At 61.6% G+C, this 22,849-nt stretch carries 23 protein-coding genes; 8 read left to right on the plus strand and 15 right to left on the minus strand.

Translation table 11 applies throughout. The annotated features are described in order from the left end of the window. Window positions 1-22: 22 nt before the first annotated feature. Window positions 23-1,324, plus strand: coding sequence for a phenylacetate--CoA ligase PaaK (paaK, locus tag ABH939_RS21830; RefSeq protein ID WP_404650124.1), 1,302 nt, complete (start codon window positions 23-25; stop codon window positions 1,322-1,324). A gap of 2 nt (window positions 1,325-1,326) precedes the next feature. Here the strand turns inward: paaK and ABH939_RS21835 are convergent, their stop codons facing one another. The 10 genes from ABH939_RS21835 to lepB all read right to left on the minus strand — a co-directional run bounded on the left by ABH939_RS21835 (window position 1,327) and on the right by lepB (window position 9,601). Next, entirely contained in the window at window positions 1,327-1,950 is a 624-nt protein-coding gene (locus ABH939_RS21835; protein WP_007730629.1) for a LysE family translocator, read from the minus strand. Window positions 1,951-2,042: 92 nt separating this feature from the next. Next, window positions 2,043-3,236, minus strand: coding sequence for a globin domain-containing protein (locus tag ABH939_RS21840; RefSeq protein ID WP_285182926.1), 1,194 nt, complete (start codon window positions 3,234-3,236; stop codon window positions 2,043-2,045). 31 nt (window positions 3,237-3,267) lie between these two features. Further along, the gene (locus tag ABH939_RS21845) at window positions 3,268-3,717 is read right to left on the minus strand and encodes an RrF2 family transcriptional regulator (RefSeq protein WP_404650126.1); all 450 of its coding nucleotides are present in this window, start codon (window positions 3,715-3,717) and stop codon (window positions 3,268-3,270) included. Between the two features lie 119 nt (window positions 3,718-3,836). Further along, window positions 3,837-4,967, minus strand: a complete 1,131-nt coding sequence (galK, locus tag ABH939_RS21850) for a galactokinase (protein ID WP_404650127.1) — start codon at window positions 4,965-4,967, stop codon at window positions 3,837-3,839. Continuing rightward, window positions 4,967-6,067 carry a galactose-1-phosphate uridylyltransferase gene (gene galT, locus ABH939_RS21855; RefSeq protein WP_118603119.1) on the minus strand — a complete coding sequence of 367 codons (1,101 nt, stop codon included), beginning with the start codon at window positions 6,065-6,067 and terminating at the stop codon, window positions 4,967-4,969. The genes galK and galT overlap by 1 nt, the downstream gene beginning before the upstream one ends. Beyond that, the gene (locus tag ABH939_RS21860; RefSeq protein WP_404650128.1) at window positions 6,064-6,690 is read right to left on the minus strand and encodes an SMI1/KNR4 family protein; all 627 of its coding nucleotides are present in this window, start codon (window positions 6,688-6,690) and stop codon (window positions 6,064-6,066) included. The genes galT and ABH939_RS21860 overlap by 4 nt, the downstream gene beginning before the upstream one ends. A gap of 21 nt (window positions 6,691-6,711) precedes the next feature. After that, a complete protein-coding gene (locus ABH939_RS21865; RefSeq protein WP_003943180.1) occupies window positions 6,712-7,296 on the minus strand; it encodes a TetR/AcrR family transcriptional regulator in 585 nt (194 codons plus the stop codon). Further along, on the minus strand, window positions 7,293-8,342 hold the full coding sequence (locus tag ABH939_RS21870) for a saccharopine dehydrogenase family protein (protein ID WP_058038337.1): 1,050 nt from the start codon (window positions 8,340-8,342) through the stop codon (window positions 7,293-7,295). The genes ABH939_RS21865 and ABH939_RS21870 overlap by 4 nt, the downstream gene beginning before the upstream one ends. A gap of 55 nt (window positions 8,343-8,397) precedes the next feature. Further along, the gene (locus ABH939_RS21875; protein ID WP_404650129.1) at window positions 8,398-8,751 is read right to left on the minus strand and encodes a VOC family protein; all 354 of its coding nucleotides are present in this window, start codon (window positions 8,749-8,751) and stop codon (window positions 8,398-8,400) included. A 106-nt stretch (window positions 8,752-8,857) separates the two neighbouring features. Then, on the minus strand, window positions 8,858-9,601 hold the full coding sequence (lepB, locus tag ABH939_RS21880; protein WP_099697150.1) for a signal peptidase I: 744 nt from the start codon (window positions 9,599-9,601) through the stop codon (window positions 8,858-8,860). 427 nt (window positions 9,602-10,028) lie between these two features. Between lepB and ABH939_RS21885 the strand changes: the two genes are divergently transcribed. Further along, complete coding sequence (locus ABH939_RS21885; protein ID WP_099697149.1) at window positions 10,029-11,510, plus strand: anion permease; 1,482 nt, start codon at window positions 10,029-10,031, stop codon at window positions 11,508-11,510. 3 nt (window positions 11,511-11,513) lie between these two features. Here the strand turns inward: ABH939_RS21885 and ABH939_RS21890 are convergent, their stop codons facing one another. Genes ABH939_RS21890 through ABH939_RS21900 form a run of 3 tightly spaced genes read right to left on the minus strand, consistent with a single transcriptional unit; the run spans window position 11,514 to window position 14,962 of the window. Further along, window positions 11,514-12,263 (minus strand): succinate dehydrogenase/fumarate reductase iron-sulfur subunit, encoded by a 750-nt coding sequence (locus ABH939_RS21890; protein WP_099697148.1) that lies wholly within the window; start codon window positions 12,261-12,263, stop codon window positions 11,514-11,516. Beyond that, window positions 12,260-14,212, minus strand: a complete 1,953-nt coding sequence (locus ABH939_RS21895; protein ID WP_007730764.1) for a fumarate reductase/succinate dehydrogenase flavoprotein subunit — start codon at window positions 14,210-14,212, stop codon at window positions 12,260-12,262. Before ABH939_RS21895 ends, ABH939_RS21890 begins: the two co-directional genes overlap by 4 nt. Continuing rightward, window positions 14,213-14,962 carry a succinate dehydrogenase cytochrome b subunit gene (locus tag ABH939_RS21900; RefSeq protein WP_099697147.1) on the minus strand — a complete coding sequence of 250 codons (750 nt, stop codon included), beginning with the start codon at window positions 14,960-14,962 and terminating at the stop codon, window positions 14,213-14,215. A 156-nt stretch (window positions 14,963-15,118) separates the two neighbouring features. Between ABH939_RS21900 and ABH939_RS21905 the strand changes: the two genes are divergently transcribed. Next, complete coding sequence (locus ABH939_RS21905) at window positions 15,119-16,447, plus strand: lipase family protein (protein WP_042446378.1); 1,329 nt, start codon at window positions 15,119-15,121, stop codon at window positions 16,445-16,447. Continuing rightward, window positions 16,444-17,700 (plus strand): hypothetical protein, encoded by a 1,257-nt coding sequence (locus ABH939_RS21910; protein ID WP_052959792.1) that lies wholly within the window; start codon window positions 16,444-16,446, stop codon window positions 17,698-17,700. The genes ABH939_RS21905 and ABH939_RS21910 overlap by 4 nt, the downstream gene beginning before the upstream one ends. Before the next feature lie 52 nt (window positions 17,701-17,752). On the opposite strand, the gene ABH939_RS21915 is transcribed toward ABH939_RS21910, so the two are convergent. Further along, window positions 17,753-19,129 (minus strand): MFS transporter, encoded by a 1,377-nt coding sequence (locus tag ABH939_RS21915; RefSeq protein ID WP_003942962.1) that lies wholly within the window; start codon window positions 19,127-19,129, stop codon window positions 17,753-17,755. Window positions 19,130-19,181: 52 nt separating this feature from the next. Further along, the gene (locus tag ABH939_RS21920) at window positions 19,182-20,057 is read right to left on the minus strand and encodes an SGNH/GDSL hydrolase family protein (protein WP_042446375.1); all 876 of its coding nucleotides are present in this window, start codon (window positions 20,055-20,057) and stop codon (window positions 19,182-19,184) included. Between the two features lie 136 nt (window positions 20,058-20,193). Between ABH939_RS21920 and ABH939_RS21925 the strand changes: the two genes are divergently transcribed. The 4 genes from ABH939_RS21925 to ABH939_RS21940 are packed head-to-tail and all read left to right on the plus strand — an operon-like array spanning window position 20,194 to window position 22,848. Beyond that, on the plus strand, window positions 20,194-21,477 hold the full coding sequence (locus ABH939_RS21925; RefSeq protein ID WP_404650130.1) for a PucR family transcriptional regulator: 1,284 nt from the start codon (window positions 20,194-20,196) through the stop codon (window positions 21,475-21,477). A 60-nt stretch (window positions 21,478-21,537) separates the two neighbouring features. Next, window positions 21,538-21,660 carry a hypothetical protein gene (locus tag ABH939_RS21930; RefSeq protein ID WP_256520072.1) on the plus strand — a complete coding sequence of 41 codons (123 nt, stop codon included), beginning with the start codon at window positions 21,538-21,540 and terminating at the stop codon, window positions 21,658-21,660. Continuing rightward, a complete protein-coding gene (locus tag ABH939_RS21935; RefSeq protein WP_144245833.1) occupies window positions 21,657-22,064 on the plus strand; it encodes a hypothetical protein in 408 nt (135 codons plus the stop codon). The genes ABH939_RS21930 and ABH939_RS21935 overlap by 4 nt, the downstream gene beginning before the upstream one ends. A gap of 55 nt (window positions 22,065-22,119) precedes the next feature. After that, entirely contained in the window at window positions 22,120-22,848 is a 729-nt protein-coding gene (locus ABH939_RS21940) for a YdcF family protein (protein ID WP_030536059.1), read from the plus strand. Window position 22,849 lies beyond the last annotated feature (1 nt).

The raw sequence follows: 22,849 nt of genomic DNA on the forward strand, positions 1-22,849 counted from the left end.
ACTGAGCCCACCGGAGACAATCATGACCGAACTCGTCACTGCTACCTCGCAAGACATCGAATTTGCCAGTCGGGACCGCATTTCGACGCTCCAACTCGAGCGGATGCAATGGTCCCTGATGCACGCGTACACCAATGTTCCGCACTACCGCAAAGCTTTCGACGACGCCGGCGTCCACCCGAGCGACTTGAAGGATCTGAGCGATCTCGCGAAGTTTCCCTTCACCACCAAAGCGGATCTGCGCGAGAACTATCCGTTCAAGATGTTTGCGGTGCCCCAGGACCGGGTCTCGCGAATTCACGCGTCCTCGGGGACCACCGGTCGCCCGACGGTGGTGGGGTACACGAGCAACGACCTGAACAACTGGGCCGATCTCATCGCGCGCAGTCTCTCGGCCGGCGGCGTGCGGTCTTCGGACAAGGTTCACGTGGCTTACGGGTACGGTCTGTTCACCGGTGGGTTGGGAGCTCACTACGGTGCGGAGCGCTTGGGCTGCACGGTCATTCCCATGTCCGGTGGCATGACCGAGCGGCAGATTCAACTGATCGAGGACTTCGAGCCCGACGCCATCATGGTGACTCCGTCGTACATGTTGACCATCGTGGATGCGATGATCAAGAAAGGCATCGATCCCTCGAAGACCTCACTGAGGGTGGGAGTTTTCGGAGCGGAGCCGTGGACCGAACAGATGCGTACCGAGCTGGAACAGCAACTCGACATGCATGCGGTCGACATCTACGGACTCTCCGAGATCATGGGCCCGGGTGTGGCAATGGAATGTGTGGAAACCAAAGACGGGCTCCATATCTGGGAAGACCACTTCTACCCGGAGATCATCGATCCGGTCACGGGCGAATTGCTGCCGGACGGTGAAGAAGGTGAGCTGGTTTTCACCTCTCTCACCAAGGAAGCGCTGCCCATCATTCGCTACCGAACCAGGGACCTGACCCGTCTGTTGCCCGGTACGGCGCGCTCGATGCGTCGGATGCAGAAGGTCACCGGCCGGACCGACGACATGATCATCCTGCGTGGGGTCAATCTGTTCCCCACACAGATCGAAGAGCTGATCCTGACCGTCCCCGCCCTGGCACCCCAATTCCAGTGTGTGCTGGAGCGTCCGGGCCGGATGGATACTCTGACAGTGCGCGTCGAGGCTCGCCCTGACGCGGCAATTTCCGATCATGCGGCAGCGTCTTCGGCGTTGCAGAAGCTGGTGAAGAACAAGATCGGTGTCACGGTCGAGGTGAGCGTTCTCGAACCCGGCGGACTCGAACGCTCGATCGGCAAAGCGCGTCGTCTGATCGACCAACGTCCGAAGGACTGAAACTACTCCAGGGCCATGCGGGTGGCGAAGATTCCGAGAATGCCACCAGCTAGCCATTTCTGAGCCCGCATCCACACCGGACGCGCCATGAGGAAGGTCGACACGGCTGCCGCACAGCACACGATCAACGCGTTGACGGTGACTGCGACCAGGATCTGCACGCCGCCGAGTACGAGTGCCTGTTGCCAGACCGGACCCGCAGTGGGATCGACGAACTGGGGGATCAGGGCCGCGTACATCAGCGCAATCTTGGGATTGAGCAGATTGGTGGTCAACCCCATCCCGAACAGACGGCCGCTACCGTGGCGGTCGACCTCGCCCACCTCGAAAGCGGACTTCCCACCTGGTCGGAGTGTCGACCAGGCGAGATAGGCCAGGTACAGGGCACCACCGATTTTCACCGCGGTGAACACCGTTGGTACGGCGAAGAGAACCGCCGTCAGCCCTGCACACGTGGCGGTGAGGTAGACCAGGAAACCGGTTGCGACTCCGCCGAGCGAGATCAAACCCGCCCGGCGGCCCTGGCTGATGCTGCGGGACACCAGATAGATCATGTTGGGGCCCGGTGTCAGAACCATCGCCAGGGCGATCAGCGCGACTCCCGTCATCGACGCTGACGTGATCATGTCGGTCTCCCACTACTCGATGCGTATGTTCCGTCGAGTACACAAGGGATTACTGTGGCGCGCCAAGGTCCAGTTCGCAGGCAGTGGTCCGCTCAGGTGTTGGCCCAGCTGTCGGGCCCGAAGACCTCGTAGTGGATATTCTGCGCCGGGACGTCCCGTTCGAGCAACGAGGCGCGCATCGCCAACATGAACGGCATCGGCCCGCAAAGGAAGGCTTGGGTATCGGGCTCCACTGCAATACCTTGCAAATCCGCCCGTCCTTCGTGAACCGATCCGAACGCAACGTGCGTGCCGAGATCCTCGTACCAACGGTGCAGGGTTGCGGCGGGAATCTGGTCGACGAGTGTGCTGAGTTCTGCGCGGTGCGCGTGATCCGCAATGGATCGATCCGCATGGATGACAGATACCGGACGGTCAGCGCCGGTGTCCACGAGATGATTGAGCATCCCGATCATCGGTGTGCAACCGATTCCGGCCGACGCGAGCAGGAGCGGCGAGTTGTCGTCCGGCATGGTGAGATCACCGAAAGGTGTGGTGACCGAGAGTTCTTGGCCTTCGAATACGTTGTTGTAGAGGAAGTTCGACACTTCGCCATCGGGAGTTCCGGAGATACGCTTGACGCTGATCCGCCAGTCTGCGCTGCTCGGTATCGAACACAGGCTGTATTGGCGGATCTGGCGGGCGCCGTCGGGCAGTGTAACCCCGACCGAAAGGTACTGTCCGGGAGCGAAGGTGGGGAGTGCGCTACCGTCGAGCGACGTGAGCGTCAGTGAGACGGTGTCGGCGGACTGAAGAACTCGTTCGCTGATTCTGACCGTGCGCCAGACGTCACCGGCGTCGACGCCGGCGAGTTGGTAGAGGCCACGCTCCATCGTGATGAGGGTTTCCGCCATCAGCCAGTAGACCTCGTCCCAGGCTGCTGCGACGTCGGGAGTGACTGCATCGCCGAGTATTTCGACGATCGCGGCAAAGAGGTGTTCGTGCACGATTGCGTACTGGTCGGGCGTGATTCCCAGCGACGCATGCTTGTGGGCGATACGTGAAAGTATGAGATCGACCTTGGCGCTGTCCGGCTCGAGCTGAAGCGTCGCGAATGCCGCGATGGCGCCGGCGAGAGCCTTCTGCTGTTCGCCCTGCTTCTGATTGCCGCGATTGAACAAATCGCGTTCGAGTTCAGGATGCGCGTCGAACATCTTGCGGTAGAACAGGGTTGTGATATCGCCGATGGCAGCGCCGACCACGGGAAGGGTGGCGCGAATGACCTCGGTTGACTGTGGGGAAAGCATGAGCTGCTCCGTTCGGTCGAAATTCGATTGATCAGCCTGCTTCGTCGCTCCGGGTGGTGAGGCGTAGCAGGACAGTTTTGGACGGCTGCCGGATGACGTCTTCGATCGTGACCGCGTCGAGTGAAACGAAGAACGCTTCCTGTGCTTCGCGCAAAGCGCTCCGAAGGAGGCAACCTCCGCGCAGTGGGCACGGTTTGTCGCCTTCGCAGTCGACGACTTCACCCGGGCCTTCGAGGCGTCTGGCCAGCCAGCCGATGGTGCCGGTGCGGCCGAGTTCGGTGATGGAAAGCCCACCGCCGCGGCCGCGCCTGGTTGTCACGATGCCGAGCTCACCGAGCCGTGTAACCACCTTGGTGGCATGGGAATACGACACGTTGAGCTGCTGCGCAACATCCCGAGTGCTGGGGGAGGCATCCGCGTCGAGTACGGCCAACCGCATGACGACGCGCAATCCCAGATCGGTGAACTGCGTCAGTTGCATGATCTGAACCTACATAATTCGCATCTGAGATGACTATTTATGTGAGGGGGATCTCGAGATGCCCCAACCAGGGCGAACGGTACGTTCGGCGCCTCCAGTGCGCTGAACGTGCCGTTCGCTCAGAGACGGGCGGCCGAACCCCCGGCAACGACGCCGAGAAAGTGGGGTGCTCGCCAACCTCGCGCCGCAAAGTCGCGGCTCACCGACGCGATGACCTCCGCTCCGCTTCCTTCCGGAACCAGCGCGATGGCCGAGCCTCCGAATCCGCCGCCGGTCATCCGCGCACCGATCGCGCCGCCGCGTCGTGCTGCGGCAACGGCGACGTCGAGTTCATCGCACGAGACCTCGAAGTCGTCGCGCAACGAGGCGTGCGAGTTGTCGAACAGTTCGCCGACGTCACTGAATCTGCTGCTGCGCAGAAGTTCTGCGGTCTTCCGCGTCCTCTCGATCTCGGTCACGACGTGCCGTGCCCGCGCCCGGAGGATCGGGTCTCGCACTGTCTCGGCCTGGTCTGCTGTAGCCTCTCGCAAGCTGCCGACGCCGAGAGCTGCTGCTGCAGCGACGCATTGAGAGCGCCGCATTCCGTACTGTCCGTCTGCGAGCGAGTGTTTGACCCGGGTGTCGATGGCGATCAGTTCGTACCCTGCACCGTGGAGTTCGAAAGGTATGGGTTCGGTGGATCCGTCCTGGCAGTCCAGCAGGAGCGCGGTCGAGGGCTGAGCAAAGAGGGCAATGGTTTGATCCATCCCTCCGGTCGGTGCGCCGACGCCGTCGTTCTCGGCCTGGATGCACACCTGTACCAGCTCATCGCGGGCGAAAGGTGAATCATGAAGTTCATTGACGGCCAACGCAACCGAACAGGTGAGGGCAGCGGAGCTCGACAGCCCGGCCCCGACCGGTACCGACGAGTCGACGGCAAGATCGATTCCTTCGATCGGGAGGCCTCTGCGCGCAAGAGACCACAGAACGGCTGTGGGGTAGGCGGCCCACCCTGTGGCGATGTCGCCGAGGGGCCCGGTGTACGTCTCGGCGGATTGCCGACTGTGCACGCGGACGATCCCGTCGCTGCGCAGTGCGACGGCAACCAGTGTTCGCTGCTCGAGAGCGACCGGTAGGCACAATCCACCGTTGTAGTCCGTGTGTTCACCGATCAGGTTGACTCGACCGGGTGCCACCCACACTCCGGTTGCAGGATAGCCGTAGGTGGCGTGAAACTGTTGGAGCACAGAATTGTTCGAGACCGTATCCACTATTTCAACTCCCGTAGGCGGGCCGCGACTGCCTCGGGAACGGTGTCGTTCACCCAGGCGCCCATGGCGGACTCGGACCCGGCGAGGTATTTGAGTTTGCCCGGTGCGCGCAAGATCGAGAACAGCTGAAGATGCAGTCGGCCCAGAGGTCGGTTGATGCGGACGGGAGCTTGGTGCCAAGCCGCGATGTACGGTACCCGGTCGACGCTCGGATAGAAGCGATCGATACGGCGTAGGAGATCTTGGTAGACGACCGCAAGCTCTTCGCGCTCTTGGTCGTTCAGCGAGGGAAGGTCCGGGACGTCTCGGTGCGGTGCCAGGTGAATCTCGATGGGCCATCGTGCGGCGGTCGGGACGTAGGCGCTCCAGTGATCGCCGTCGTAGATCAACCGGGCCTTGTCCTCGCGCTCGAACGCCAGAACATCGGCGAGTAGTGAGCGACCGGTGCGCTCGAAGTGTTTGTGCGCCTGCGTCAGCATCGATCGGGTGCGTGGCGTGACATACGGGTATGCGTAGATCTGTCCGTGTGGATGGGTGAGTGTCACCCCGATTTCTTCGCCGCGGTTCTCGAAGCAGAACACTTGTTCCACAAGCGGATCCGCCGACAACTCTTCGGTCCGAGAAATCCAGGCACCCACAATCGTGCGCATGCGTTCGAGTGGAAGCTCGGCGACGGACGCCGTGTGATCGCTCGAGAAGCACATCACTTCGCAGTGGCCGGCCGCTGGGCGATCGCCCACACCGTCTCCGGGACTGTCAATGGCTTCCTCGGGCGCCGCGGCAAAGCTCGGAAACCGATTCTCGAACACCGCGACGTCGTAGTCTCCGTCGGGTATCTCTGTGGGCGTGCGTGTTTCGTCGGTCGGGCACAACGGGCATTCGTCGGCGGAGGGGAGATGAGTCCGTGTCATGCGATGCGAAGCCATGGTGATCCACTCCCCGGTGAGAACGTCGAATCTCATCCGAGACGAGTGGTCGAGAGCCGGCAATTCGCGGGAATCTCGCGCAGAGTGGGTGCGGGTACTGCCGGCATCGTCGAAGTAGAAGATCTGACGCCCGTCGGCGAGGGTGCGACGGGTCGGATCCTGCTTGGGTGTCATGCGTCGACTTCCCATTCCAGAACACCCTTGCTGACAACGGGTTTCCACACTCCGATCGTTGATCCTGTTTCCAGCGCTACGGCATGGGCGGCCAGCATTACCGAGATGGACGCCCAGATCGGACCGCCGTTGTCAGTGGCGTCCGAGGCATACTCGGTCACACAATGGTGGAGTGCGCCGCTGCGGGTGTCCACGAAGTAGTGGTACTCGTCCAGTCCGGCGAAGGGAACGAACGAGGGGATGAACATCGTTGCGGCAGTGCCTGCCTCGCGTTGATCGTGTCGATCCATCTCGTCATCGGCGTAGAGGTCTGGATTCTCGTAGATCGTCTCATCCCACGTTTCGAGCAGAGTGAGACGAACTTCTGTTGCGACGTCGATGGGGTAGAAGAATTTGTCCGGGAGCACGCTGCCGAGAAAGAGGCCGGTCCGGTCGTCGTGGGTCAGGCTGCCGTTGTGGACCCGATACAGGTCGCGAAGTTCCTGGGGCCACGTGACGCCGGTCGAGGCTTCGAATTCCTCGATAACGGCGTCACCGAGTCCTTGTTGAAACGCTGCAGCCGTCACCGGTGCGTTTGTACGGCACCACGCTTCGATTCGGCTCCATTCGTTTGCAACGCTCATGGGCTTTACGATACGTCCGAGTCAGGACCCGTGAATCAGGTACTGCAGTGTGTCCACGAGCTTTCGGTCCGAAGCCTCGGACTTTCGGCCGGTGATTCCCGATCGGAGAATTGCGGAACCCTCGAGCAGGCTCACGATGGTCTGCGCTGTCGCGCCAAGTTCCGCCGCATCCAGCTCCGGTTGTGCACACGCGACTGCGCGCTCTACGTGTGCGATGTACTGGGCGTAGAAGTCTCGAAGCACGACCGCGACTTCTTGGTCCGCCGCTGCAATGGCCCATACTTCGACGTACAGACGCACCGTGGCCTGGTCGTCCTGTTCTCCGAGCAGGACTCCGATGAAGTGTTCGGATTCCTCGCGGGAAAGGCTCTGATCCGTATCGGGGACGACGGCAAGGCGATCCAGTGAGCGGGTCAATGCACGTGACATCACTGCGCGTATCAGATCTGCACGGGTGGGGTAGTAGTGCTGCAGATGTCCTACCCGCACTCCGGCCGCGGCTGCGAAATCGCGCATTGCCGAGTTGGCATTGCCCTGAGTAGTGAGGACCTGTTCTGCTGCGTCGAGAAGTGCTGCCGCACGGGCGGCGCCCTTGGAGAGGGTCATGGTCGCAATACTGCCACCCCGAAGCTCTCCAACTCGGAGACGGTGCGGCGAGGGTTCGGAAGCGATTCGGGGAAAGTGACTCCAGGCCGGGCATCGTCGGCCAAGGCTCGTCTGACGGCCAGCGCGCCGCCCACCGCGGTGAGGTGAGCCTGGCCCTGCCGGTCGACGATTGTCGCGCTTGTCGTGCCGCTCGGGCCGGTGACATCGATGCGTACTTGCGCGCTCCCGCCCTTGCCCGGCGAGTACAGGAGTCCGCGTCGTAGCGGTGTGAAGCGGTCGCCGCGACCCCAACGGAACAGACCCACCTTCTTGGCGGCGAGCAGCGCAGTTGTGGATGCATTCGAACTGAAACCTATTCGAGTGCTGGCAGTTTCGGCGCCCAAGGTCATGGGGAACGTGAATTGTTCCGGAGTGTCGATTCTTCCGACCTTGGTGCGCGATCCGGGGAAGTCGACCCAGCGTGTATCCGTCAACGGGCTGACGGTGATCGGGTTTCCTTGCTGCATCACCTCGAAATCCTGCCCGAGCCGATCGATGAAGTCGACGGAGTCCAGCCCGGCAATGTCGTTGACGTCGTAGCGAATCGAGACGTCGATCGTGCTCGCGCCACCCAGTTCCTCGGCCAGCGCTGCGGCGACGATATTGGTGACTCCGCCCATCCATCCGGACGACAGGTACACCGGTGCGCTCGGCGACTTCTGACCCGCCAGAGTGGCGGCGCGAGCGACGCGGGTTGTCCAGCGGGTGATGTCCACGTACGGAATGCCGGCCTCGACGGCGGCGGACAGGACACGATCGTGGGGATCGTTGACCGTCGAAACGACCGCGCGTACGGACGCGTCGAAGGGTGTCGGGTCGAGGAGGTCCCAGCGGCGGACGGAAGCGCCGTGACGGCCGGCCAGTTCGTTGCCTCGCTCGGGGGTGCGTCCGGTGAGGAGTAGTGGGAAGTCGGGGGCGAGCAACGCTGTCAGGGCGCTGCCCACGGTTCCGTATCCGCCGGCCACGAGGATCGGGCCGTCGGCTGAATACTGCAATGAATCGGTCATGCACCTAACTCTAGGTCAAATGACCTAAAACGTCGAATGGGGTTCTTTCCGCTGCTCAGTCCCGGTGTCGCACGATGTTGACGACGTAGCCATCGGGTGCCCGGACGAGGAATCGGCGAACACCCCACTCTTCGGTCGTTATGGGGTGCACGATTTCGTAGCCGAGCCTGCGGGCCTCTTCGTAGGCGCCGTCGACGTCGTCCGTGTGGACTGAGATGACCGAGTCCTCGGCTGCAGTGGCGTCGTGCGTGACGAGCTGTACGTTCGCGCCGGTGTCGGGAGAGGTGTAGCGAGCGACCCACCCCATGTTGAACTCTTCGGTGCTCAGGCCGAGAAAGTCGGAGTAGAAGCTCTTGGCGGTTCCGACATCGGCGACTTTGAGATTGGCGGTGATGCGTCGAGCGCGCATGTGGTTCTCCTACCCTCGGTAACAGATGCGCTCGATGATCGTCCGAAAGCGGAGCCATGTCGACTGTGCCGTCCGAAGATGCGGGCCGCCTGGTTGATTCGATCTGTCACTGCGGATCGAACGAGCTCACAGTTCCCCACCGTGAGAAGGGAAGGACGATCAATTGAACCTTGCCGATGACATTGTCGATCGGCACCGTTCCACTGTGTTCGTCATCGAGATGGAAACGTGAATCCTTCGAATGGGCGCGGTTGTCGCCCATCACCCACAGGTTCCCGTCGGGAACCGTGACCGGCCCGAAATACCTTCCTTGACAAGAGGTATCGTTGCCCGGAATGCGCTTGTCGATGTACGGCTCGGTCAGCGGCTTGCCGTTCACCCGAAGCCCCTCTCCCTCGGACAGGCACTGTACGGTTTGGCCACCGACCGCGACTACCCGCTTCACGAGGTCGTTTTCGTCCGGCGGGACCAAGCCGACGATGGACCCGAGTCCCTGAAACGCGCGAACAATCGAATTGTCGGATCGAATGGATTTGTACTCGTCGTTCCAGGACTCGGGTCCCTTGAACACGACCACATCCCCAGGTTGCGGATCCCCGAATCGATAGCTGATTCTGTCGACGAGGATCTTGTCTCCCGTGCAGCCGGTGCATCCGTGAAGTGTCGGTTCCATGGACTCCGACGGGATCAGAAAGATGCGTCCGACGAAGTTCTGAATGACAACACTCAGGACAAGTGCGACGACAACGAGGATCAGAATCTCACGCCACAGTGGACGTTTCCTCGGGTGATCGGCCACTGCCGATTCAGTGGAGTCGGTCGAGTCCTCGTGGGCGTCGGATTCCGTCACACTCCCGACAATAGATGGCGCAACCAGTCGTCGGTCCGATACGAATCTTCTCGGTTCGTGGGTCTGTCTGTCGGCTGACATGCTTCGGAATTGGATCACATCACGCGCGAAGATCCGGTCGAGATCGGCAATCCGCGCAGTCCTGACCCAAACATCGTGCCGACGAATACCTTTCGCAGAAGCAGGTTGAACAACTCTCCGAGATTCAAGCGTGCAGCACGCCGGCGCCTCTGTTGATCGATTGGCACAATCTTTTGCGAGAGATGGGCATTCTCCCACTGAAGCGTCGGTGCGAGACAGCGCCTCGTAAGGACGACTGTGCTTCCGGGCATTTTCTCTCGAACTTGGATTGACCGCACGAAAACCTGATGTTTGGGGGACAATCATCTGGGGCGATCACCTGGGGCGACAAGTCGAGGAGATGCAAATGTCCGAGGCCAAATCCGAAAGCACTGAGTCTTTTTCTGAGACGACACCGCCGGCGGAGCCGTCGAAACAATCGGTGCTCAGGCGGTACTACCCGGCTGCGGTGCCCGTCGTCCTCGGCCTGATCATCTATTTCATGCCTGTTCCGGACGGTGTGGATCCCAAGGGCATGCACATGCTCGGAATCTTCGTCGGCACCATCGTGGCGTTGATCTTGCAGCCTCTGCCGACGGGTTCTGTGGCGCTGGTAGGCCTGTCGATCGCCATGATCACCCAGACCGAGACGCCGACGGAAGCGTTGTCCGGCTTCAGTAACACCACGATCTGGCTGATTGTCGCATCGTTCTTCATTGCCGAGGGCTTTCTGGTCACTGGACTCGGCAAACGGGTTGCGCTCATGTTCGTGACCAAACTCGGCAAGTCGAGTCTCGGATTGTCCTACGGAATGGCGTTGACGGACTTGATACTTGCTCCGGCGACGCCGTCGAACACCGCCCGTGCGGGTGGCGTCGTCTATCCGATCATCGTCTCGCTGAGCAAGTTGGAGGACTCCAATCCCGAGCCCGAGGACTCTCGCAAGAAGCTCGGAGCATATCTGCTGCTCACGTCGCTGCAAGTCAACGTCGTGACCTCCGCGATGTTCATCACCGCCATGGCGGGTAACCCTGTGGCCGTCGATGCGGCTGCCAAGATCGGCATCGACATCTCGTGGGGCAAATGGGCGCTGGCAGCATCGGTTCCGGGAATTGCGAGTCTGATCGCGATCCCGTGGGTGATGTCGAAGATCTTCCCGCCCACGATGTTGAAGACTCCGAAAGCACCCGAGCAAGCCAGGGATGAACTGCGCAAGGCAGGTCCGATCAGCCGCAACGAGAAGATCATGGCCGCCACCTTCGTTCTGCTGCTGGTGCTCTGGTGCCTGGGCTCGCAGCTCAACGTCAATGCCACTACAACAGCATTCGTCGGAATCGGCATCCTGTTGGTGACCAAGGTGCTGACGTGGAACAACCTGGTCCACGACACCGGGGCGTGGCAGACGCTCGTGTTCTTTGCCGTTCTGGTCGGTATGGCAAGCCATCTCGAAGAACTCGGCGTGATCTCGTGGATCGGAACCCAGGTCTCCTCGAGCGTCGACGGTTTGCCGTGGATCTGGGCTTTTGCGATCCTGACCTTGGTGTACTTCTACGCGCACTATCTGTTTGCGTCGAACACCGCGCAGATCGTCGCGATGTACGCGGTGTTTCTCGGCGCGGCGGTGGCAACCGGTGCACCGCCGCTGTTCTCAGCCCTGGTGTTCGGCTTCATCGGCAGCCTGTTCGGCGGTATCTCGCACTACGCGTCCGGTCCGGCCGGAGTGATCTACGGTTCCGGATACATCAAGACCTCGGAATGGTTCCGAATCGGTTTCGTGATGAGCGTCGTGATCATCCTGATCTGGACGATCATCGGCGGCGCGTGGATGAAGCTGATCGGCGCCTGGTGACGATCAGTTGTCCTTGCGCCGCAATCCGAATCGCATCGATTCCTTGTTGACAGCGGCAATCGCGGTCAGCGGTATCTCCGCGGGACACACCTGCGCACATTCACCGTAGGTCGAGCACGGCCCGAAATCGGCCTCCATCTGGTGCGACATCGCTCGGGCCCGCTTGCCACGTTCGTTGCGGCCCTGCGTGACGAGAGACAGGTGGGTCAGTTTGGACCCGGTGAAGAGGTGCGCGGCACCGTTCGGGCAGGCTGCCACGCAAGCGCCGCAGCCGATGCACGCGGCGAAGTCCAGTGCAGCTTCGGCACTTTGATGCGAGAGCGGCTGACTGTCTGCGTCCGGCGCGGTTCCTGCATTGATCGAAACGTATCCACCGGCTTCGAGCACCCGGTCGAGCGCAGAGCGATCGACGACGAGGTCGCGGACCACTGGAAAGGCTGCGGAGCGGAACGGCTCCAGTTTGATTCGGTCACCGTCGGAGAAGCTGCGCAGGTGCTGACGGCACGTGGGAGTGTTCGCAACCGGCCCATGGGGAACGTCATCGACGGTGATGCCACAGGACCCGCAGATCCCTTCTCGGCAGTCGGAATCGAAGGCGATGGGTTCGTTGCCGCTTTCCACGAGTTGGTCGTTGAGTCGGTCGAGGAGCTCCAGCAGCGACATCTCCACCGTCGCGTCGTCTATTTGGTAGGTGTCGAATGCGCCGGACGACTCAGGTCCGGATTGGCGCCACACGTCCACGGTGATTTTCATACGTAGTTCCTCGTCTGCAGTGGAACAGCGGTGAAGGACAACGGCTCGTCGTGTCGAACGTGTCTGCCGTCCTGGGCGGTTTCCCACGCGGAGACGAAGCACCAGTCCTGATCGTTTCGCTGCGCTTCGCCGTCGGGAGTCTGATGTTCGGCACGAAAGTGCGCTCCACAGGACTCGTCACGATCGAGAGCATCGACGCACATCAGTTCGGCGAGCTCGAGGAAATCGGCTACCCTGCCGGCCCTTTCCAACTCCTGGTTGAACTGGTTTCCGCTGCCGGCAACTCGCAGGTTCGACCAGAAATCGGTTCGCAGTGCGCGGATTTCGGCGATCGCCTTGGTCAAGCCCTCGGCCGTTCGGGTGACACCGCAACCCGCATAGAGGATCTCGCCCAGTTGTCGATGGAACCTGTCGGGGCCGTGTGTTCCGCCGACCGAGAGCAGCAGGTCCACCCGACCCCTCACGTCAGTGAGCGTCGACGTCACAGCGGGATCGGACAGTTCGAGTGGAGTGGATCCGAGTAGCGGTGCAAGATAATTCGGAATCGCGTACGGGAGGGTGAACCAGCCGTCGACGCATGCCGAGAGCAACGAATTGGCGCCGAGGCGGTTGGCCCCGTGGTATCCCCAGCCTGCCTCACCACCGACGAACAAGCCGGGGATGGAGGTCATCTGGTCGTAGTCGTTCCACAGTCCTCCCATGGTGAAGTGGGCTCCGGGGGCGATGCGCATCGGCACCGTATAGGGGTCTTCGCTGGTGGCGTCGCGATACATCGAGAACAGATTTCCGTATCGCTCCTCGATGGTCTTGCGGCCGAGCCGTGCCAACGCATCGCGGAAATCCAGGTACACACTGTTTTTCAGAGGGCCGACGCCGTGACCGGAGTCGATTTGCTCGCGGGCGGCCCGTGAAGAGACGTCGCGGGGAGAGAGGTTCCCGAACGCCGGATATTTGCGCTCGAGGTAGTAGTCGCGTTCGTTTTCGGGAATGTCGCCGGGCTCACGATCGTCTCCGGGCTTGGCCGGTACCCAGATCCGGCCGTCGTTGCGCAGGGATTCGCTCATCAGAATGGTTTTCGACTGCCACTCGGAGTTGACGGGAAGTGCCGTCGGATGGAATTGGATGAACGAGGGTGAAGCCATCAACGCACCGCGTCGGTGCGCTCGCCAGGCGGCCGTGGCGTTGGAATTCTTCGCAAGTGTGGACTTGTGGAATACGGTTCCGTAGCCGCCGGATGCCAGTACGACGGCATGGCCTGTGGTGGCGCCGATCTCACCGGTCACGAGATCGCGTGTGACTATCCCTTGTGCTCGCCCGTCCGAAACGATGAGATCGAGCATCTCGGTTCGGGTGTGTAGGTTGACCGTTCCGGCTGCGATCTGACGTTGCAGTGCCTGCGACGACGCTATCTGCAACTGCTGGCCTGTCTGCCCGCGCGTGTAGTACGTGCGCGACACCTGAACGCCGCCGAAGGATCGGGTGGCCAGAGTGCCGCCGTACTCGCGAGCAAACGGTGCCCCGATGGCATTCATGTGATCGATGACGCGTACGGATTCTTCGGCGAGACGGAAACAGTCGGCCTCACGGCCCCGGAAATCACCGCCCTTGACGGTGTCCTTCACGAAGCGGGCGAGACTGTCGTTGTCCACTTTTCGAGCGCGAGCAGCGTTGATGCCTCCTTGCGCGGCGACACTGTGTGCACGGCGGGGTGCATCGTGGAAGGTGAAGGACTCGACGTGGTAGCCCAGTTCACCGAGGGAGGCGGCGCAGGCCGCGCCGGCGAGGCCGGTACCGACGACGATGACCGTGAACTTGCGCCGGTTGAGTGGGCTGACGAGCTTGTAGTCGAGTTTGCGAGTGGGCCAGGCCGTCGCCGGATCGCCGGCCGGGACCTTACCGTCCACCGGTGTCCCGATGCTGCGCAGATCGTCGAGTTCGAAGCTGTTCACTTATGACGCTCCTGTCTTCGAGATGGCGCCGGTCATGACCGCGATGGGGATCGACATGTTTCCGACCATCACGGCGAGCGCAAAGATTCCGGAGAGTGCAACGCCAATCCGGCGCAGTCGTTGGCCGGTCACGCCGAGATCGTTGACCGCGCTCCAGAGCCCGTGCGCGAGGTGCATTGCCAGCAGAGCCATCGCGACGATGTAGAACGCTGCCACCAGCGGACGCTCGAAGCTGGCAATCAGATTGTCGTATGCGTAACTCTGTGTGCGCGTGGCCGCTTCGTACTCGCTGCTGCCGATGGGTCGGGTTCCGGTCGTGAGGTCGAGTATGTGGAAAATGACGAATAGCAGCAGCACAGCTCCGGTGACGGGCATCGTGCGCGCTGTAAAGGACTTGATTCCCAGACCTTTACGTCGAAATTTTCCTCGAGCTCGGCGTCCGCGGACGGTGAGCAGCCAGGCACACCAGACGTGTGCGACCAATGACGCGAGCAAGACGATGCGAAGAATCCACAGAAGTCCCTCGTAGGGCAGGAAGGGTTCGAACACCGTTCGTAGCCAGTGTGCGTAGTCGTCGAAGTGATCGGCACCGGTGTAGACCTTCAGGTTTCCGATCATGTGGACGAGAACGAAAGCGGCGAAGATCAGTCCTGTCACGGCCATCAGAATCTTGCACGTGATGTTGGACGGCCGCGGTCGAGCTTGGAGTGAATCGCCGGTAGCTCGCGATACACGGGTCGGAGCACTCACAGACAAACCTCCCACGCCAGACTTGCCGGACAGGTGCCGTCAGCCTAAGCCCGATCGAGGTTTTCGGCCAACGGATGGGTGCCCGACTTGTCTGTTAATGCAGGTGAATGGGAGTGTAGGGGTGCTCATTACCCGAAAGTAAGGAACTCGTGAACGATGTTTGACTCGACGTGGCGACGGTGGTCATGGCGCGCCGGAACGGCATCGGCCCTGGCAGTGGCCTTGTTTGCGGTGGGGTCGCCGGCTGGTGCGCAGGAGACCGTCGACCTGGCCGACGTGTTCAACCCGTTGGTCGTGAAGGCACTCCAAGGCGCTGACATTTCCACCGAATTGACTCCACTCGGGCTCTCGTCCGATGATCCGTGGTTCGACGAACCTGAAATCGAGCCGGGTACCGCCCCCGGCACACTTCTCAAAGCGCGTCCGGTCAGCGTGCAGGTCTACCAGGTCCGTCCCGACGTGGTCTCGGCTCACCAACTCATGTACACCACCACTGATCACTTCGGTCGGCAGGTGATCAGCACCGGAATTCTGATGATTCCCGAGGACGGAACTGCGCCAGGTGATCGCAAGATCATCGGATACGCCGAGGCGAACGACAGCCTCGGCGCGAACTGCGCACCAAGTCACCAGTGGACCGGCGGCAATCAGAGCGACCCGGCGATGTTCTCGGCGCTCGGCCCGGTGGCTCAGATGTTCGGCCACGGCTGGGCAGTGATGATGAGCGACGTCGGCAACGACGGCGACACTGCTCCCCATCCGTTCTCGATCGGACAGTTCTCAGGGAAGGCAACGCTCGACGGCGTTCGGGCAGCACTCGCGCTTCCGGAAGGCGGCCTCGAATCAGACACCCCTGTCGGCATCTACGGTGTCGCCGGAGGCGGTGTCGCAGCGGGCTTTGCCGCGGAACAAGCCCATGATTATGCGCCGGAACTGAACGTCCAGGCCAGTGCCATTCAGGCGATGATGATCGACCCCGCAACGTTCGAGGAAACAGCGGCCGGTGGGATCGGTTCCGGATTCGTCTTCTCGAGCATTCTCGGATTCGACGCGGGCTACCCCGACGTTCGGCTCGACGATCATCTGACTCCGATCGGTCACAACGTCGCCGCAGCCTTCCGCGCGTCCTGCCAGGCGCTCTACCTCGGACTCCCATTCGTTCCATTCGACGTCCTACTCACCAACCCTTCGCCCCGAACGATCCCTGCGCTGGCCGCGGCGTACGCGGACAACACGTTGGGAAAGCAGGCGCCGGCTTCCAAGCTTCTGATTTCTTCCTGTGAGGACGACTTTCTCGTTCCCTTCAGTGAGGCAGAGCAATTGGCGCAGACATATCGAGCAGACGGCGGCAACGTGGACCTGCTCCCGTCGCAGTGCGGGCCGCTCGATTACGTGACCAACCTGTACAAGACGGTGACCGATCAGCTGGGTATGCAGGACATCGCCTGGCTGGCAAAGACGTTCGACGAAGCCGAGGGACGATGAGCTTGCGGAAGTCTCTGACGCGCAGGGATTTTGCGCGCACGGTTCTCGTTGCTTCGGCAGGTATCGGCGGTGCCGTCGTACTGGGAGGCAGGGCGTCCGCGGGTACTGGTGAGCTCGACAGGTACCTCGACCTCGAAGCAGTGAACGCAAACGCCGAAGCCACGGGCGGTCTGCATCCTTCTCTGCCATCGGATTCCGCGACGCTGCGGTCTTTGGTGGATACCGCCCGAGCCTCGGGAGTGGATCCGCATCGCTATCAGACACTGCTCAAGCAGTACTGGCTCGCGGTCGGGACGGAGTCGGCAGGTATCGATCTCGCTTCGTGGACTCCGTTCGACGGTGTGCACGCGAATCTCGGAAACCTCACCAACACTTTCCAATTCTACGAGCGACTCCAGCTCGAGCATCGAGAGCTGCAGTGGGCAGGTATGGGAGGAATGGTCGGGCCCGCTTTCGCCGGTGGACTCCTCGACTTGGACTACGGGCGGGTTGTGCTGGAAGTCCAAGCGATCAGCGAGGCGATGGCACTGGTCTGGCGAGAGATCGACCGCATCGGGTCGCCGGTTGCATCGTCGATGGGAGCACCCGAGGACATTGCGGCACTTCTCGAGGTCGGCCACGAGATTCGCCCCGAGGACGTGATGTGGTTCCAGGGGAAAGTGATTGCGATGAGCAAACACATCTTCTCGGACCTGATTCCCATGCACATGGCGTGGGTTCACGACGGTGTCGACGGCATCGCCGAACTCGATCGCGCAGGGCTGCTCGACGAGAACGCCCGTATCGCGTGGAACAACATTGCTTCGGGGACACCGGAATCGGTCTTCGACGGCAATGTGCGTCTGCTGCGAAGGGAGCAGTACCAGTCGGTGGGTGATCAGTGGGACGAGGCGAAGGCCTACCGCGGCAGCGTTGGTCGCTCGTTGACTTACCTGACCACCTTCGCCGCATCACCGTCGATGCCTGGCGTCGTGCCGCCACGCGAGTCGAACCCGCTCTCGTTCGCGGTGGGCAATGCTGTTGTGCAAACGCCGCTTCCGGACTTCAACTGGGCGGACCGGGATGGTCGTTGGACCTACATCAACGATCAGTTGCTCCCGGTCTACAACAACCTGATGAAGAATCAACCGGAACTGTGGCGAGCGACGCTGGCCGCGCCCGTCTCCGTTCGGATAACCGAGCAGCGAATGATCGCTCGCTTGCCGGACATGTTGCGGTCCATGTTGTCGACTCTGGCGATTACGGTCAACTGAACTCGGCGGTGGCGGGGCCTCAGGGTCCCGCCACCGCCCGTGAACTTGTCGGTCAGGCCTGGCTCAGCTCTGCTTGCATGCGCGCGGAGTCCTTGCCGACAGTGCGGGTAGCCAGGTAGATGAATACCGCGGTGAGTGCCAACATGATCGGCACGAGATACATGGCCGAGTTCAACCCGTCGCCGGCGTACTGAGCCAACTTCCCGGTACCGGCATCTGCAAGTGCACGCTTGGCGAACCAGTCCGAGATCGCTCCAACGGCAACCGGTCCGGAGAATCCGCCGAGAAGGTACATGGCAGCGAAGAACAACGCAGTCGCAGTGCCGCGGAGCCTGGGAACCACGACGTCGTGAATGGCAGGGTAGACGCTGATGTAGAAGCCGTAAGCCAGAAGCCACCCGGCCGAGAACAAGAGCGTGAACATCACGACGTTTCCGCCGTGTTGCAACAGTGCCAGCGCCGTCAAAGGTGCCGCCAATGCCGAGGTTCCGACACCGATCATCAACCGTGCGCGTGGTGAGCGTGCGCTGGCCTTGTCAGCGTAGCGAGCGCCGAGAAGCAATCCGATCAGGCCCGTGATTCCGACGATGATGCCGGTGACCGATGCCGCCGCAGTCAGTTTCAGGTGGTACTGGCGCATGAGCAGCGGGACGACAAACGAATTCACTGCGTAGGCGGCGAAGTTGAACGTCAGCCCGGCAAGGATGAGCCAACGAAGCGTGGGAATTGCGAGCAGACGACGGATCGGGCGGGTGATCGGTGCCTGTGAAACAGCGGCTGCGCGGGCCTCCGGACTTTCGGAACCACCACGAACCGGATCTGCCATGCGGTAGAGCACGACTGCAAGCAGGACACCGGGAATCGCCGCGAGGAAGAACGGTGCACGCCAGCTGTCGAATGCCTCGGCGATCTTGCCGACGGTGAAGTAGGCGAGCATGAGGCCAATTGGCAAACCGAGCATGAAGACACCAAGTGCGCGTGAGCGTCGTTCTGCCGGGTAGATATCGCCGATCATCGAGTTGGCTGCAGGTGTGAAGGTCGCTTCGCCCACACCGACGCCGAGACGCGCGAGGATGAACAGCACATAGCTGCCGGCGGCACCGGTTGCTGCCGTCAGTCCGCTCCACACCAGGAGTCCGATCCCGATGATCTTGGGACGGTTCTTCGTGTCGGCCAACCGGCCCAGAGGCAGTCCTGCGACTGCGTAGACGAGGGTGAATGCAGAGGTGATCAATCCCAATTGCAAGTCGCTGAGCGAAAACTCGTTCTTGATCGGCTCGGCAACGACTGAGGGGATCGCCCGGTCGAAGAAGTTGAGCATGTTCGCGAGAAACAGGGCGACGAGTGTGCCGCCGAGAAGTTTGTCACGTGTTCCGACAGGGGCGCCGTCGACGGACGGCAGCGGCGGAGCGTCTCGTTGAATTGACATGATTGTTCCACCCTTTTCGCGAGTGCTGAATGAATTGTGCTGGGGGAGAAGCTCAGGACAGAGCGTCGGCGACCGTTTTCCCGATCGCCTGCATCCCGGCCGCAGTGGGATGCAGTGGAACCGCCGGCTGGGTAGGGACGATTCCCGTGTAGTAAGCAGTGGCAGGGTCCGTGCAGATGTCATGCCCGGCAGTGGTTTCGGTGATGTCGATGTACTCGACGCCGTGACGGGCCGCAGTTGCTGCCATGACCGTGTTGCCGTAGTCGATCACACTCTGGAGATAGTCGGCGTCGCGCGGCCAGAACGGCTGAGTGCCGGGGCAGCCGCCACCACGGATGTATGTTCCGTATCCGACCACGACGATGCGCGCCGAAGGTGCTCGATCCTGCGCGACTTCGATCATGGAACTCCAACCTGTGGACGCATTTTCGATCATCTGTCGCTGTTGATCGACGCCACCGGAGGTGAACTTGTCACGGCAGGACGTTCCGGCGGGTTCGGGGAGTGGATTGACGCAGCTCAGAACTGTCGGGAACAACGAGATGTCGTTGGCACCGATGGTGATGGTGACGAGGTCGGTATCAGGCCCCAATGCTGTTGCCTGCGGTGATACTTGACCGGAGAACGTCGATTGCGCGGTGTCCGTGACGTTGGCGGATCGCGCCGACGAGCAGGTCATATCCGTGAGTTGAGCGCCGAGTTCTCGCGCCACCACGGACGGGTAGTTGTCGAGTGATCGTAGACAGCCCGGTGACGACGAGTCCTGCGCGGTGACCAGTGGGCCGGCCGCCGCGGAATCGCCGAGTGCGACGTACTGGATAGTGCTGACCGGTGTCTCGGCACTCGACACACCGGTCCCGAGAGCCGCGATCGAACCGGCAGCCACGACGCCTGCCAGAATGGCTGCGCTGCGCGTTTTCCACGTCACTCGAGGCTCCTCTTGGTCGAAGGTGGGACTTCCAGTTACGCCGCTGATTGTGAATTCGTGAGTGGCGTGGGTTACATAGTGATAGGAAAAAGGCAGGTCGGCCTTGTGGTGGCAATTCAATTCTGTGGAGGGTTTTGTGTCAGGAAACAAAGATCTGCCGTTCGAGCCGATCCTGGTTGGTGGCAGATCTCTGGCCGACCGACTGGCGCAACGCACCCATCCACTGGTCATTGAGACAGTCGATCTGGTCCACCGCGACGTCACCTTCTACCGGTTGCTCCCTGACGAGGCATTGCGTAACGACGTCACCACCATCGTGAGGCGCAATCTGGAACTGTTCATTTCGATGCTGCGGACCGGCGCCGATCTGACGCCCGAGTTGCTCGCCGACATCAGCGAATCGGCTCGCCAACGGGCTCAGGAATTGGTTCCACTCGGTGAGGTGCTGAGGGCATATCACCTGGCAGCCGGGCTGTGGTGGGAGACCATCAGCGAATGGGCGGTCCCGGAAGACGGTGTCGCACTTGCCCGCACCGGACGACTCCTGAATGCATACACCGCGGCCTCCGCGTCGGCGGTTCTTGCCGGCTACGGTTCCGACCATGCCACCCAGACGGACGAGGATTCTGCGCGAAGGTCATTGTTCGTAGCACTTTCGACGGGTGTCGATGTTGATCGGGTCTCCGACGATGTGGGCATCCGGTTGGCGCGCCTGTACTGGGTGGTGGCGCTGCACGTCGAACGGAATGACGACGAGTCCTCGACCGAGGTGGACACTGCCGTCGCCGAGCGGAGAAAGGTGCGCCACCTGCAACGAGAGCTCGATCAGGTGGGGCGTGACAAAGCGCTCGGGGTGCTCGGGAGCAGTGGCGGAGCCGTACTGATTCCTATTGTGGAATCGGAACCCGCTGAGGGGAACTGGGCGTCGAGTCCGCAGTATCTTTCATTGTGTCGACGATTGGGTGATCTCGAGAAGGTCATCGGTGCATCGACGGTTGCCGCCGTACATGTCGCGGCACCGCCGGCAATTCCCGCAGCGGTGTCGCAGGCGCGCGAGGTGCTGAACGTTGCCCGAAAGTACGGCCGTACAAGTGGGGTCGTGCGTCTCGAGGATCTTGCAGTCGAGTATCAACTGACCCGCCCGAGCGCTGCGCTGCCGATCCTCGCAGATGTGTTGTCGCGGTTGGAGTCCGATCCTGCCGTGCTCGAGACGCTCGAATCTTTCATCGACTCCGGATTCGATCGAGCTACCACCGCTCGGCAGTTGCACGTACACCCGAACACGGTCGTGTACCGCCTGCGTAAAGCGAGTTCCCTGACGGGACTTGACCTGTCGTCACCGAAAGATCTTGTACAGGTCACCATGGCGCTGGGAGCGCGTCGCGCGCTCGGCATGGAGGCGGACTCTTCCCAAACGTGATGCGTCTGTGGTTCTCTGTGAACGTGTCTGATTCTCGGATTGGCAATCCGGCCGGGAGACATGGCCAGACTGGGTCAGCTGATGGTGCAACGAGGCGCGTGGCGTGATCAGACGTTGATCGACTCCGCCTACCTCGACGAGTTGTCCGCGCCCTCTCCGTCCAATGGGGGTACGGCTTCTTGACCTGGGTGAACGCGGGCGAGGACTTCTACTCCGTGAATGCGCCGGTGAGCAAGTATGTTTCGCATCCGGTGTGGCAGAACGCGCCTCGGGATCTCTATCTCCAGGAGTTCTTGCGGCTTGTCGTCGCTTCGATCGTGGACGTTCCACCGCCGCCGTACGTCGGGCCTCCCGTGCATGGGTCGGGTGGTCCGCTCATCGACGATCCGTCACAGCTCGTCGGCTTCGCGAACCCCGAATTGATCTTCGACACGATGGTCGGGACGGGGCGAGCAGGAACACCCGGATGCAACATCGTGATCTGCAACAACGAATTGTTGCCGTTCAGTGTCGCCGACCTGCTCGGGGATGCTGCAGCTCAGATCGGTAACGCGGCAGGCGCGTCGATTCGAGATGCTGGTAGATGACGGTTTCGAACCCGAATTGTTGCCCAATATTTATGTTTAATCTGTGTGACGGTCAGTGAACAGTAAATTTGAGTCAAATGATGCAATCGCGACGAAATGTTCGTTACCGTGGGCTGGACAATCGACAATCTGGGGGTTCGGCTACATGGCAAATGTTCGTAGGTCTCTGACGAAGGGATTGATTGCTGCTTCGGTAATCGCCGCAGCCGGAGTGGGATTGTCGCCGGCGACAGCGAGTGCCGACATCACTCCGACGACGGTCGTCAACGGCATCCTGTCGACGGTGGGCGGCTGCCAAACACCGGTGCGGTCTCTCATTCTTGCGTGCACGAGTGCTGAGACGCTGACACGCCAGTCGCCCGTGCTGCTCGACCTCAACCCCGTGGGCACGAACATCGTCGTCTTGGGTGCCGGCCTCTTCGACGACGGCACGATGCGTCCGATGTTGGTCGACCGGCTTCAGGCGGCGCTCCAGCTGGCCCGTCAGTACCCGCAGTCTCCGATCATCACAAGCGGTGGGGCTCCGAAGGCCGGAGTAACGGAAGCCAGGGCGATGCGCGAATGGCTCGTTGCCAACGGCGTCAACCCGGGCCGGATCACCGAAGAGGGAACTTCGTGGTCGACGGTCGAGAATGCGATCAACTCTGCGCGGATTCTCGCCGATCGAGGCGCGACCGGCGTGGTTGTGGTCTCGAGCGCCAATCACGTGGAGCGCGCGATGGTGGACTTCCGCGTTGCAGTTCTCGGCCGGATCCCGGTCGCAGGCGTAATCGCTGCGACCTGAC

This window comes from Rhodococcus sp. 27YEA6 (assembly GCF_044908235.1).
Lineage (GTDB): Bacteria > Actinomycetota > Actinomycetes > Mycobacteriales > Mycobacteriaceae > Rhodococcus_F > Rhodococcus_F qingshengii.